Origin of the sequence: Paenibacillus amylolyticus (assembly GCF_047302515.1) — a bacterium.
Classification (GTDB): Bacteria; Bacillota; Bacilli; order Paenibacillales; family Paenibacillaceae; genus Paenibacillus; species Paenibacillus amylolyticus_G.
Genome location: NZ_CP168019.1, coordinates 2853700 through 2868277, shown reverse-complemented (window position 1 = coordinate 2868277; position 14578 = coordinate 2853700). Strand labels below are relative to the sequence as shown.

General features: G+C 44.4%; 10 protein-coding genes. 7 read left to right on the top strand and 3 right to left on the bottom strand.

Annotated features, from left to right (window positions below; genetic code table 11):
• Positions 1-49 precede the first annotated feature (49 nt).
• The gene (locus ACDJ59_RS12215; protein ID WP_036608339.1) at positions 50-1474 is read right to left on the bottom strand and encodes a glycoside hydrolase family 1 protein; all 1425 of its coding nucleotides are present in this window, start codon (positions 1472-1474) and stop codon (positions 50-52) included.
• Between the two features lie 343 nt (positions 1475-1817).
• On the opposite strand from ACDJ59_RS12215, the gene ACDJ59_RS12210 reads away from it, so the two are divergent.
• On the top strand, positions 1818-2786 hold the full coding sequence (locus ACDJ59_RS12210; protein WP_310335020.1) for a LacI family DNA-binding transcriptional regulator: 969 nt from the start codon (positions 1818-1820) through the stop codon (positions 2784-2786).
• Positions 2787-2991: 205 nt separating this feature from the next.
• A complete protein-coding gene (locus tag ACDJ59_RS12205) occupies positions 2992-3285 on the top strand; it encodes a DUF3817 domain-containing protein (RefSeq protein ID WP_413409131.1) in 294 nt (97 codons plus the stop codon).
• Positions 3286-3364: 79 nt separating this feature from the next.
• Here ACDJ59_RS12205 and ACDJ59_RS12200 read toward each other — a convergent pair whose 3' ends face one another.
• Entirely contained in the window at positions 3365-3502 is a 138-nt protein-coding gene (locus ACDJ59_RS12200) for a hypothetical protein (RefSeq protein WP_017688678.1), read from the bottom strand.
• A 213-nt stretch (positions 3503-3715) separates the two neighbouring features.
• On the opposite strand from ACDJ59_RS12200, the gene ACDJ59_RS12195 reads away from it, so the two are divergent.
• Positions 3716-4579 (top strand): methyltransferase domain-containing protein, encoded by an 864-nt coding sequence (locus tag ACDJ59_RS12195; protein ID WP_413409129.1) that lies wholly within the window; start codon positions 3716-3718, stop codon positions 4577-4579.
• Between the two features lie 3 nt (positions 4580-4582).
• Here ACDJ59_RS12195 and ACDJ59_RS12190 read toward each other — a convergent pair whose 3' ends face one another.
• Positions 4583-9673, bottom strand: coding sequence for a hypothetical protein (locus ACDJ59_RS12190; RefSeq protein WP_413409128.1), 5091 nt, complete (start codon positions 9671-9673; stop codon positions 4583-4585).
• Positions 9674-9859: 186 nt separating this feature from the next.
• On the opposite strand from ACDJ59_RS12190, the gene ACDJ59_RS12185 reads away from it, so the two are divergent.
• From ACDJ59_RS12185 to ACDJ59_RS12170, 4 genes are all read left to right on the top strand, one after another.
• Positions 9860-10882 carry a LacI family DNA-binding transcriptional regulator gene (locus ACDJ59_RS12185; RefSeq protein WP_413409126.1) on the top strand — a complete coding sequence of 341 codons (1023 nt, stop codon included), beginning with the start codon at positions 9860-9862 and terminating at the stop codon, positions 10880-10882.
• Positions 10883-10997: 115 nt separating this feature from the next.
• Positions 10998-11987, top strand: coding sequence for an ABC transporter permease (locus tag ACDJ59_RS12180; protein ID WP_200868492.1), 990 nt, complete (start codon positions 10998-11000; stop codon positions 11985-11987).
• Between the two features lie 15 nt (positions 11988-12002).
• On the top strand, positions 12003-12890 hold the full coding sequence (locus ACDJ59_RS12175) for a carbohydrate ABC transporter permease (RefSeq protein WP_076211802.1): 888 nt from the start codon (positions 12003-12005) through the stop codon (positions 12888-12890).
• Positions 12891-12926: 36 nt separating this feature from the next.
• On the top strand, positions 12927-14570 hold the full coding sequence (locus ACDJ59_RS12170; RefSeq protein WP_413409124.1) for a sugar ABC transporter substrate-binding protein: 1644 nt from the start codon (positions 12927-12929) through the stop codon (positions 14568-14570).
• Positions 14571-14578 lie beyond the last annotated feature (8 nt).

Here is a 14578-nt window from a genome sequence, read left to right as displayed (position 1 = left end):
TATGTCTGAGGGATAGAAGAAGGTATCTGTTACATTTGCTTAAAAAACCTTAACGCTGCAAACTTTTCCCGTTACTGCTGATCACTTCTTTGTACCAATGGAAGGATTTCTTGCGATAACGTTCGAGTGTTCCTGATCCATCGTCATGACGATCCACATAGATATAGCCATAACGTTTTTTCAACTGGGCAGAAGACGCACTGACAACATCAATGCAACCCCATGAGGTATAACCCATAATTTCAACGCCATCTTCAATGGCTTCGCCAACCTGAACCAGATGATCATTCAGATACTGGATGCGGTAGTCATCTTCAACTGTTTTCTCGCCGTCCGCACCCGTGATCAATTCATCAACAGCACCAAGACCATTTTCTACAATAAACAGTGGTTTTTGATAACGGTCATAGAACATGTTAAGCACATAACGCAATCCTTGCGGGTCAATCTGCCATCCCCATTCACTTGCTGGCAGATAAGGGTTAGGTACACCCCCAAGCAGATTACCTTCACCTGCGATTTGTTTCTCCGGGTCTGCTGTCTGACAGATACTCATGTAATAACTGAAAGAGATAAAGTCTACCGTATTCAGCAACATTTCCTCGTCGCCAGCTTCCATCTGAATCTCGATTCCATTTTCACGGAAGTAACGTTTCATATAACCAGGGTAGCGACCTCTTACATGCACATCACCGAAGAAATAGTTGCTATGTTCGAATTCCATGACTTTGATCATATCGTCTGGATTCGGTGTCAGCGGGTAGGTAGGCATACTGAGCATCATACAACCAATCTGTGCTGTAGGAATGATCTCATGACAGAGCTTCACAGCGGAAGCACTGGCTACAAACTCATGATGGATCGCTTGATACAGATCTTGCTTGCTAAGCTTTTCCTTCGGCGTATAGATGCCTCCGCTCATGAAGGGTGCTTCAAGAATCGAATTGATTTCGTTAAAAGTAAGCCAGTATTTTACTTTGTTTTTATAACGTTTAAATACGGCAGTTACATAACGTTCATAGAATCCAACCATTTTTCGGTTAACCCAGCCGTCGTATTCTTTGGACAAGTGAAGAGGTGTCTCATAGTGGGATAGCGTAACCAGTGGTTCGATCCCGTATTTGTGACACTCGTCAAACAGATCGTCGTAGAATTGCAATCCTTCTTCATTTGGTTCCAGCTCGTCCCCTTTTGGGAAAATCCGGGACCAGGCAATGGAAGTACGGAATACCTTGAAGCCCATCTCGGCAAACAGTTTCACATCTTCCTTGTAGCGATGATACAGATCGATACCGATCAGTTTCATGTTATCTTCGGTTGGCTCTTCCGTGATTGGACCCATGATACCTTTGGGAGCTACATCCTGAGTAGATAATCCTTTGCCGCCTTGATTGTATGCACCTTCAGCCTGGTTGGCTGCAATTGCGCCACCCCACAGGAAATTTTCCGGGAATTGATAAGTATGATTACTCATGTGTATCGCTCCATTCATCAAATTGATATTAAGATGATTCATGTATGACATAAAAAAAGCTTAAACGTTGTAACGGGTTACACGTCAAGTTTTACTTTTGACCCCAAATTAAGGCATACTATTATTCTAAATAAGTTCAACTAAAATTTACACGAAAACGGAGAGGACAGAAATAACCAGAAGAAGCGAAGCGGTCGCCTTTATCCCCGGATTTTCCCGTTTAGATATGGGAATCAAAAAATCTGGGGATAACAGCGATCGGAAGGTTGTTCTGTCATCGAAGTGCCAGTGTAAATAATCTTAGTTGAACTTATATAGTTCGTTAGCAAGAAGGGAGTCTCCGATGTCCAAGTTTGATGAAATTATGAAGCGGTCCGGTTACTCAAAAGCGACAGTATCACGCGTGATTAATCATTCTCCGCATGTTAGTGATGAAGCAAGACAGATCATAACGGATATTATGAAACAGTTGAATTATATTCCCAACCGGAATGCGGTATCGCTATCTACAGGGCAAACAAAGCAGATTGGAATTGTGACCTCTACCACAGGTGAAATCATTCTTACATTCATGAATCAATTCATTGATACAGCCATGGATTTTGGGTTTCAGACGATTATCTATACATCCCGTGGAGATCCGGAGATTGAATTGCAGGCATTCGAAGATCTGCGCAGTAAACGAGTCGATGGGCTAGTTATTATTGCTTGTGTCAATGACCCTAGGAAATTAAAGGCTTATATGGAGTATGGGCCCATTGTCTCCTGGCAGCGAATGGGGAATGACGAGATTCCGTCTGTTGCTATGGATCAGGCAGAGGGGTATAAGTTAGCTCTGGAGCATCTGGTAACAAGAGGATACACCCGAATTGCGAATGCATTTGGCAGGGCTGAAAGTTTGAATACCCAGAGCCGCCGTGAAGCCTATGAATCTTTCATGAAGAGCAGAGGGTTGCATGTGTGGACTGAAGCATATCAATATTCCGTATTTAGCTCATCTGATGGCGAAGAAGCTATGCGAAGAATGGCTGAGGGGCCAGAACTTCCACAGGCCGTATTATGTTCAAATGATTATGCAGCCATCGGCATTCTGAGTGAAGCACGCAGACGGAATATTCAGGTACCGGAACAACTCGCCATTGTGGGGTTTGATGATATCGAGCTTTCCCGTGTTCTTGGAATCACGACCATACACAATCCGATTGCAGAGCAAGCCACCCAGGCTTTCCATCAATTGTGGGCAGTATTGGGTAAAACGGAGTTGCAGACCGAACAGCTGACATACCAGCTGATTGAGCGTGAGACGACTTGAATCCGTAAGACCTGATGTTGGAATCTGGTTTTATGGATTCAATAATTATTCAAATTTGAAGCATCTTCGAGTCAAACTCATACGTTATACTGAAGTTGAGCTTCAGAACGACATATCTGTACAGAGATGTGGCGTGAGGTTTTTGTATCATGTTACAAGTTACATATTTCACAAACGATTAGCGGGAAAGGTGAGAATGGACTTTATGAAGACAGTGACAGGCCGATTCAGAATTGCGGGCAAATGGGAGGGTGTATCCTTACTTCTATTGATTTTTATTGCTATGCCTCTGAAATATTTTGCAGATATCTCTTCCGCTGTAGCCGTAATGGGCATGATTCATGGTATTTTATTTCCTTTGTACCTTATTGCCCTAGTGCATTTGGCTCTGGTCAAAAAGTGGAAGATAACATGCTGGTTAATGGGTGGACTCGCCGGTCTACTGCCGTTTGGTACTTTTGTATTCGAATCTTATCTTCGGAAGAGAGATTGGAAATGAAAATCAATAAGAATAAATGAAAGCAGGCGACTAATTCAGATGTTATCCGAATTGTCGCCTGTTACTTTCTGTACAAGTTCTACTTTACTGTACCTTGCTGACGATCCGACAATAAGCTGACTCCAATATCGCCAGAGGCATTCGACACAGGTGTATACGCCGAGAAGGAAGTAACAACAACCAGGGCAGTGAACAGAAATAAGAATGATTTTTTCATACCATAACCTCTTTCATATGGGGATATATTCCATTTTATTCTAACCCAAACAGGCTATGTTTGAAAAGAAAATGTTTGGGCAACAGAGTCAGGAATAGAAAGCGTGATTTTCAGCAGCTCATATGTGAGCTGCTTTTTTTTGCCTCATAAGCAGTGGCACGGGGTGAACGCTCAGACAAGTAATCCCGCTGTGGAATAAAATAAAGAATTAAATTGCATGAGGAAGAAGTGAAGAACTTGCGGATTGATTTAGGTAGCGGAAAAAATAAACATCGGAATTGTACGGGCGTTGATCGAATTGCGTATCCCAAAACGGACATTATCCATGATATCAATTCTCCTCTACCGTTCGAAGATAATTGTGCCACATTGGTGATGTGTTCTCACAGCCTGCAATATGTCGATAATCTGGAGAAGGTAATGGAAGAGATATACCGTATATGTTCTCATAAAGCGGTCGTTTGTATTGTTGCTCCATATGCTCATGTGTCGTCACATATGGTTAATCCACGGTTTAAGCAACTGTTTAATGAACACATGCCTCAATTCTGGTCTTCACAAGCCAGTGACATATCCATGGATGATAAGTCCCCTTTGTATATGTCGGAACGATTGGGGCTTCAGAAAGAGGATATGGAATCTAACATTGACTTCAGATTGCTAAACACGGAATTTTTCTACTTCCCATCTTATCACGGCCTATATAATGAAACAGAATTGGAACTGCTCCGTCAGTCTCAACTGAATGTTGCTTATCAGATTATGTATCATCTGCTTGTGGTCAAACAGCCCATCTCGGATGCTGAAGTCGATGGATATCAATCTAGTGAATTGCTGGAAGAGCCGGATTACATCAAAGAGCAGAGAATTCAATTTCAGGCGCAGGAGGGGCTAGAGCAACCTTTTTATATGGAACACCTGTCGCCCATAAGTCGGAAAGAAGAGAGCACCGTTACAGAGCAAAAACTCCTCTTACCCAAAAACAGAAAGAGGAGTGAACCTGCAACAAATAGGAGACTTAAGTCCAAACGTAAAAGCACAATTCAAAAACCAAAGAAGAAAAAGAAACGGATATAAAGCTTATTCTTCAGATTCAACGACGGTCACGGTAACCTTATTCGAAGCTAACGTAATGGGAATCGAGCTGCCGTCTGGAAGAACAAAGGAGAGGGAGACTACAGCCTGATTAATGATTTTTCCATTAGACGGCTGATGCTTGATTTTGGCTGTGTACGCAACCTCTACCGATGCTCCGGGTTGCAGATCCCCTAAGGAGATTCCTCCCCCCAAGTTACAATGCTGCTGCACGATATGCTGCACAGTAACACTGGCAGAAACGATTATAGCCCCGTACTGTAGTTGATCTGTGAGAACCAGATTGATGGCACTCAATGAACTCGTATTTTGAATCAGAACCACATAGTCAACGGTTTCTCCAACCTCTACAACACTTCTATTCGCCGTTTTCTGGACAGGAATGGAAGGTGCTGAGATGGATGTGGAAGGAACGCCCGGGGTAGATGGCTGGGAAGCAGATGAACCTGTTATTGTCGGTGTGGTCGGATTAACAGGTGGCGCTGGCGGCCCCGGTGGAACAGGAGGACCCGGTGGTACTGGAGGAACTGGAGGAACTGGGAAGATCACCTGCATGACCACGATGTTCGACGGAACATTGAATAATACTTCGCCCAATGTATAGGCCACAGTAGCCTGGTTGGTAATTTGTTCCAATGTAATCCCCTGATCTACAGTAACTTGGAAACTGATCGGAATCGTTGATCTGGCTGCAATATTATCAACCTCGAATCCATTATTCGGATTAACTCCGGGTACACTCACATCTCTAATTCGTACGCTGTCATTCACAAAAGCCATCCCAGCAGGAATTAGATCCGTAAATATAATGGCACTGAACGGTACATTGTTACCATTCGTAAGCAGGAATGAGAACGTAACCGTTTGTCCTGGCACGACTTGAGTTGCTGAAGTTGATTTTACAATCTCCAGAAGAGGGTCACTGATAAACGTGGTGACTGTGTCAGACTCAATGGAATTGGCTATGACCCTTCCGTCAGGTAGGGTGAAACTGTAATTGGCGATTGCCGTGTTAATGACTTGATTGTTTGATGGGAAAGACAGAATATTGACCTGGAAGTTAATGTTGAAGATTTCACCTGGTGCTACTAGTCCTAACGGAATTCCACTAACGGGATCATCGCTTACGTTTACTCCGTTTACAGTTAGAGACCCTGGGATAAAGAAAGATTCAGGTGGAATTGGATCAATGACGGTTACATCTGCTGCAATGTTTCCTTCATTTTGAACAACAAGTTGATAGAAAACAGTATCTCCAAGATCTACGGTGGCTGGGTCCCCCGATTTAACCAAGGTAATCACAGCATCATTAACAGGGGTATCAATAATATTGGACAAAGAACTGTCGCTCACTCCGTTTATTGTAAATGTTACAGTTGCTTGATTCGTTATGATTTCAATAATTGGTGGCGGGCTAATCGTAATCACAATGACCTGGAAAGTCACAACGGCAGAACTGTTTGCACTTATATTCCCTATGCTCAGCCCTTCAGTTGGATTAGCATCAGGTTGGGGTACGCCATTCAGAGTCAAGCTATCATTAACAAAAGTTGATCCAACGGGGATCGGATCTGTAAGAAATACATTGGATGCTTGAAGTGTAGTTGGATTCTGTACGAGCAACGTGTATGTTATCGTATCTCCTGGGGTCGCGGCGGTTCTATCTGCTGACTTGACCACCGACAGTACACCTGGCTCGGTCACAGGAATCGTTACGATATTAGACAAGGATGACCCTGGAATGACACGACCATCAGGGACGGTATAGGTGTAATCCCCTGTAGCCTGATTGACCAGCTGAGGCGGCTCGGGTAGAGATACCACTGTAGCAAGAAAAGTAACGGATACCGGGAAGGCAGGCTGTACAGTACCTAAATTAATTCCGGTTGTTGGGTCAGCACTACTCCAGCGATTTCCGTTGATCAGTACGCTGTTTGGAACGAATGTTTCCCCCGTTGGTAAAGGGTCAATCAGGATAACGTCCGCATTATAGTTGCCGTCATTAGAAACCAAAACGGTATACGTAATAATATCACCGACAACAGCGGAAGAAGGGACTGCTGATTTGATCAGTGTGATCACCGGTTCAAAAACCCTGACATTGACGATGTTGGACAAGACCGTTCCCGTGAACTCTCCGGTTGTAAAAATAACCGTGGCTTGATCCGTTAGAAATAGAGGGAATGGAACCGGGGGAGCTGTCCCCACTACAGTGACCTGGAATGTTACGGTTGCAGAACCATTTGCAGTAATCGTACCAATAGGAATCCCTGTGCTTGGATCAACTCCAGGAAGTGATACGCCATTCACCGTGACACTGTCAGGAACCAGTATAGAAGCGACCGGAATCGGATCGCTTAGGGTTACATTCGTGGCGTCAACCGGATCATTATTCTGAACTACCAACGTATACGTTACAATATCACCCACAACGGCCTGAAGCTCACTTGCTGATTTGACAACGGTTAAATCGTCAGGCGAAATCGGAATGATGACCATATTGGAGTTGCTGCTGCCTGGGATAATACGACCATCCGGGGGAGTGAACGTAAAGCTGGCAATGGCCTGGTTGACGATTTGCAGTGCCGCGGGTAATGAAGTTACAACGATCTGAAAGCTGACGAGAGCATTACTTCCTGCCGGTATGAGGCCCAGAGCAATGCCCACATTTGGATCGGCAAGAGGTACAGGGATACTGTTCACAAGCACACTGCCTGCAACAAAGGAGGCATCTGCAGAAATGATATCGGTTAATGTAGTTGTTGCTCCAATATTTCCTGTATTGGTCACCATAAATTGAAAGGTTATCACTTCACCCACAACGGCAAAAATCGGAACAGCCGACTTGTTTACTGTAATAATAGCTTGAAATACAGGGACTACGACCATGTTGGAGAACGAAATCCCGCTAAAGCTACCACTGTCAAAACTGACCTGAGCTTGATCTGTCAGCTGTGGTGGATCAGGTAGGAAAGTTACACTCACACTGAACGTTACTGTCGCTGATGCTCCAGGCAGGAGTGTTCCAACGGCAACGCCGGTAACTGGGTCTGCTGCTGGCTGTGGTACGCCATTAAGTGTGACACTCCCAGGAAGAAAAACAGAACCGTTCGGGATAGGATCGGTCAACAGTACATTCGTAACCGCAGCTGTATCCTGATTGGTTACCGTGAGCGAGTAAGTAATGGTATCGCCGACAACTGCATCTGTAGAAGGTGTGGATTTAACTATACTGACCATAGGCAGTGAGACGGGAATAATAACCGTATTCGATGTAACCGATCCGGGAATAACTCTGCCATCAGGCGGTTGAAATGTATAGGAGGCTGTTCCCTGATTGACCAGTTGCAGCCCGAGAGGTTGACTTACAACGTTTACTTGAAACGTGACTGTGAACACCGTGTTGGGAGCAACTGGACCAATAGGTATACCTGTTACAGGACTGTCAGCTGGTTGGGATACACCATTCACGGTAACGCTGCCCGCTACAAAGACAGAGCCATCTGGAATATTGTCCAGGATGGTTGTTGTGGCGTCAATATTTCCCGTATTTGTTACGACCAAGGTGTAAGTAACGGTATCTCCTACCAAAGCATTTGTTGTATCAGCGCTTTTGACAATAGCCACGTTGGGTTGAAAGATGGGAATCTCCACCGCATTAGAGGGCACAGAGGTGTTAATAATCGGGCCATCAGGGACAGTAGGGGCGGTATATCCTACTTTGGCCTGGTTAAATAAGCGTGGCGGTGTGGGCACTGACGTAACCAGAACCTGAAAAGTGACTGTAACGGATGCTCCGGAGTTAAGCGCTCCGATAGGAACACCTGTAATCGGATTAGCCCCTGGCTGGGGAACTCCGTTTATTGTGATGCTGTCAGTTACAAAGGAACTCCCTGCCGGGATATTGTCAAAGAACATGACGTTGGTGGCATCAACTAATGAAGTATTCGAAATGACAATGGAATAGGTGACAACATCTCCGACGACGGCATCAGGAACGTTAGCGCTTTTGACTGCGGTCAGAGCAGGCAGATTAATATCAATTTGCAAGCCATTGCCATCGACAAGATAACCATCTCCATTCGTTGTCAGTTGGAAAGCAGCTTGTGTCTGTGTATTAAGCAAGGTAAAGCCAATATCGACATTGGTAATATCCCAGCCTTGTCTGCCAGCAATAATGTTGGTTCCCGGGGTTCCGTTAAGTTGATTTCTTGTCCCGAAGGTTCCAAGCGTATTCAGGTTTCCGGCATCATCATTGATCTGTGAAGCAAAGAAATTGGTAGCAAAATTATTAGGACCGGACAGGTTCGTTACAGTAGCAATGGTCGGTCCAAATCGGGCCTGATCTCCCGTTTTGTTCGCATCACCTTCTTGTGCACTGAATTGGGCTCGACCCGCGAGGGGACCCATAAAAGGTGTTGCGAAACCGTCGATGATCAAGTTGACGGGGCCTGAAGTTGAGAGAATGACATCAGCGGTGACCCGGATGGACATGTTTCTCAAAGGCAGAGCTGCATTCTGGTATACAACCGCCAGTGTCCAGCCTGCATGGTTGGAGGTAGGATCGGGAATGGACAGTGTTCCAACTACACCTCCGGTGGTGTAGGTTCCTGCACCACCAGCCGATACCAGATCTGTAACATTGGCAGAACGAACATATGCGTAGGTTGTAGGAAAGCCGGCAGCGGTTGAAAGGATCACTTCAAACATGGTAGCTGGATCAGGCAGAACACTTGTCAGGCCTGATGGGGTTGTAAACTGTACAGCATTGTTGATAAATGCAGAGTTGTTCTCATTATTATCAATGTAAGTACCACCCCAGATCAGCTCAGCATACAGAATGCTGCTGCCTGCGGGAATCTGAAGAACGGCTGAAGAACTATTATTCTGGAAAACATTCGTTGTTCCTGGCGGATACGTTCCGAACTGTTGTGAGGTATCCGTTGTAATATAGGCACCTATGCTGTCTACAGTTCCTGGAACTCCAGTGGTCTCCGAGCGACTAAGCCCTAGTGTGTTTCCGGTGAAGGTAACAGCACCATTCTCATTAATGGCGTATCTTTCAATAAAAGCCATTATCATCGTCCCTTCTTTACGGAATTATTCTTTACACGTATATTTCTGTTGGAGCATGTATCATGCCAAGAATCATAAGTAATTTGGCATACAAAGTGATTAAGAGAATTAAAGTGTTGCCATGAAAACGGTTTTATGATAATTTAAACATTATAAAAACGTTTTTATAGTAAAGGAACAAAACTTATGGCTAAGATAACGATTAAAGATGTAGCAAGGGAAGCGGGCGTATCCATATCTACTGTCTCCAACGCCTTGAATGGTGTGGATGTCTTGAACCCGGAGACAAAATCACATGTTCTTAAGGTGGCAGAGCGGTTAAATTATGTGCCCAATCTGAATGGCAAGCTGTTGAAGTCCGGTCAAACCAAAATGCTTGGTTTTTTCACTACAAGTGTATCGGGTCCGTATTTCTATAAGCTGGTTGAGTCAATGTCTCGCGAATGTGATCGTCTTGGGTATGGTTTGAATGTATTTGTGACCAAGGATAAACACGTTATTATGAGTAATATTTTGGGTCGGCGGGTGGATGGTGTCATTATCTACGAAGAGCTTCGGATTGATGAGCAAGATATTATCGCCATGGAGAAAGATAAGATCAAGGCAGTTTTTCTGGATCGGGTCTATCAGAGCGATACGATGGGAAGTGTCATTTTTGACTCGTATGTGGCGGCTTATGAAGCTACCAAGTATTTAATTGGGCTGGGGCACAAGAAAATTGCTTATATTTCGGGTGTGGACACGATGTTTGACAGTGTACAGCGTATGGATGGCTATCTGGCTGCTTTGCGGGAGTACCAGCTTCCAATCGATGAAGATTACATTATACAAGGGTATTTTGAGGAGGAGAGCACGTATAGTGCGATAAAATCTTTTCTTCGTTTGTACCCCTGCAAGCGGCCTGATGCATTTCTTGCAGGGAATGACTTGAGTGCAATTGGCTGTATGCATGCGTTGAAGTCTGAGGGCTTCGAAGTGCCTCAAGATGTTAGTGTCGTGGGTTTCGATGATATTGATATCGCACAGTATTTTTCTCCACCGCTTACAACGGTAAGAAATCAAATTGCAAGACAGGGTATCCTGGCCATCAATCAACTGGTGGGTATGATCAAGGAGAAAGAACAAGGGGCTGCACAGAAATTGGCGGGTGAGCTGGTGGTTAGAGGTTCAAGCCATGTGAAGATCGACCGGAAAGACTACCGTACATAAGTTGATTCAGTGCCTTCTCCGGTCTTTTTTTACATAAATATAAACAAAGGGGATTTTTATGTCGAAAAATAAAAACGTTTTTATAAACATGCATGATGGAGGGGAGTAAAAGAACGTGGATAAATTAGCCGTAGAGACATCAACCGGTAAAAATGCGATCAGCCCCAATGGGAAGAAACCCATCGGACAACGGATTAAAGAATTCATAGTCGATTATCGGAGACAATGGGAGATTCAATCGATGATTATCCCGGGCATTATCTTTATGATTATTTTCTGTTATATTCCGATTTATGGTTTGACAATTGCTTTCAAAAATTACACGGTCATTGATACGCTGGCTACCGCTCCTTGGGTAGGGCTGGATAATTTCAGAATCATTTTATCAGACAAATACTTTTGGGATGCAGTCGTGAATACACTGGGGATCAGTTTTTTGAAACTGGGTATCGGATTTGTCATTCCGATCATTCTCGCGATCATGATCTACGAGTTAAACAGCGGACGCTTCAAGAAGTTTGTGCAAACGGTTTCATATTTACCTCACTTTTTGTCTTGGATCGTACTTGGGGGAATGCTGATCACCTGGTTTTCAACAACGGGGTTATTTAATCAGTTGTTACTTAGCCTGGGAGTGATCTCGCAACCACAGAACATCTTGCTGGATGCAGGCAAGTACTGGTGGATTGCTACGTTATCGGATATTTGGAAAGAAGCAGGTTGGGGAACGATTCTGTATCTGGCGATCATGGCAAAGATTGACCCAACGTATTATGAAGCTGCCAAAATCGATGGTGCAAGCCGTCTTAGACAAATCTGGAATATCACATTGCCCAACATGAAATCAATCATCAGCTTAAATCTGATTCTAACTGTAAGCGGTTTATTAGGGTCGAATCTGGATCAGACCCTGGTTCTCATGAACTCCCAGAACCGTGACAAAGCGGAAGTCATCAATTCGTACGTGTATCGTATGGGGATGTCTCAGGGTGACTTTTCATATGCAACGGCCGTTGGCTTGGGTGTCTCCATCATCTCTGTCATTCTGCTCGTCACGGCAAACAAAATCACAAGCAAATTAAACGATAATCAATCTGTGTTGTAGAAGGAGGCATCCCGCGTGAATGGAAAGGTGGCAAAAGAAGATCTCGATAGTCGGATCTTTGATACCTTAAACATGATTTTGCTAATCATCTGTACGGTCGTTATTCTGGTTCCGCTCTGGAATGTCATCATCTCTTCCTTTAGTTCAGGCAAAGCGCTGGCGGAAGGTGGGTTCATCTTCTGGTCACCGGAATTCTCGCTGGAGAATTACAGAGCGGTATTCAATGATCAGGGCATCTGGCAGGCATTTTTCATATCGGTGTCCAAAACAACGATCGGCGTTGTTACACATGTGTTCTTCTGTGCCATGGTTGGTTACGGTCTGAGCAAAAAGTACATAAGAGGCCGTAAATTATACGTTGCCATGGGTGTTATTACCATGTTCTTCTCGGGCGGCATGATCCCGACGTATCTGTTAATTAAATCACTTGGATTGTTAAACAGCTTCTGGGTGTACATTATTCCGGCGTTGTTCAGCTTCTATGATGTCGTGATTCTAATGAATTTCTTCCGAAATGTCCCGGATTCTCTGGAAGAATCGGCCAAGATTGACGGCGCAGGGGATTGGCATATTTTCCTGAAAATCTTCATTCCACTCTCCATGCCTGCCATGGCTACAATTGCGCTATTTAATGGGGTGGGGCAATGGAACGACTTCATGACAACCAAGTTATACATTACTGATCAGTCACTGTATCCACTTCAGATGATGTTGTATGAGATTATCGTTCAGTCCCAGACACAGTCCATGCAAAATGTCGGGGGTTCGGCTGTGATTGAAACAACGACCAAAGGCGTGCAATTGGCCACTATTGTCATTACTACGTTACCAATCGTACTGATCTATCCCATCGTTCAGAGATACTTTATCTCGGGAATGATGCTCGGAGCGGTCAAGGAATAGAGCAACCAATACCCCATTTTGAGGAGGAAAAAAAATATGTTGAAGTTGAATAAGGCATCAGGTAAAAAAGGGATTAAATTGCTCGCGACACTGCTCACAGCCGTACTTATGATTACAGGTTGCAGCGGTGGATCGGGGGGCTCCAGTGAAGGGAACTGGGTATCCATTGAAGATCGGTATACGGTTGACCCGGAAAAGCCAGCTTGGCAGTTGGATAAAAAGGAAGAGGCTACCGACCTGACATGGTACGTCAATGCTGACTGGTGGAACACTGATTTTGGCAAGGACATTGTTACCAAGAAAATCAAAGAGGATCTGAACATCAATATTAAATTCATCACGGGTGATGATACCAAGTTAAACACCTTTTTTGCCGGTGGAGATATGCCTGACTTGCTGACAGTGTTTGACTCGAATTCTCCAGTGGTACAAAAAGCTGCAACCTGGGCGATGCCGCTGAATGATCTGGCGGAGAAATATGATCCTTACTTCAATAAAGTTGCGGCTGCCGATACATTGAACTGGTTCCAATTGGCGGATGGTAAAACCTATGGTTACCCGAACTATTCCAATACGCAAGAGGATTATGATAGCGGTAACATTCCTGCCAAAACGGCATTTATCATTCGTAAAGATGTGTACGAAGCTTTGGGTAGTCCGGTCATTGGAACGCCAGAAGAATTCCAGAGTGTGATGAAACGAATTAAGCAAGAGTTCCCTGCGCTGATTCCGTTTGGATTCAACTCCATTGGTGAAGGAACAGGTTCACTAGGGGATACGTTACAAGATTTCATAGGTGTTCCGCTTGAGAACGAGAATGGAGAATTCTATGATCGTAATCTGGATGAAGATTACCTCACGTGGTTGAAAACATTGAACACCGTGTACAGAGACGGCAATATCAGTGATGACAGTTTTGCCGATGATGGAACCGCTTTTGAGGAAAAAGTGAAGTCCGGTAAATATGCGACCATGCTGCTTGACGGTACACCTCAACAAGGAGGAAATCTGCAAATTTACATGAGTGCCAATCCCGGCAAAGAATATGTTGCTATCGATGGACCGCAGAGTACCAAAGGTAATGCACCAACATTGAATCAATCCGGAATAACCGGGTGGATGATCAATTTCATTTCCAAGGATTGTAAAGATCCGGCCAAGGCCATTCAGATATTCACATACTTGCTGAGTGAAGAAGGACAGACGCTTATGAATTACGGGATCGAAGGGGAGACCTTCCAAACCAAAGCCGACGGTAGTGTAGAATTGCTTCCAGCAGTGAAAGACATGCAACTGAATAACGCAGATCAATTCAAAAAGAATTATCGGATGGGTGAGTTTATGTTCTTCGGTCATGACCGCCACAAAGCACTCAGTGCAGATGCTTTTCCGGAAGCGATTAAACAGATGCAAGAGTGGGGTAAAGGCAAGCTAAAACCACACTTCATTCTGGAGAATATTAGCCCGGATCAAGGTACACCTGAAGCTCGTGCGTTGTCAGCAATCAATACGAAGTGGAATACAACACTGGTCAGTATGGTACGTTCCAAGGATGATGCCTCGTATGACAGTGCACTGGCTTCTTACAAATCATTTTTAGGTGAAAATCGGTGGGAAGAGATTGTGAAGGTACGCAGTGAAAAGATGAAATTGAACAAAGAGAAACTAGGCATTCAATAATAGAAATA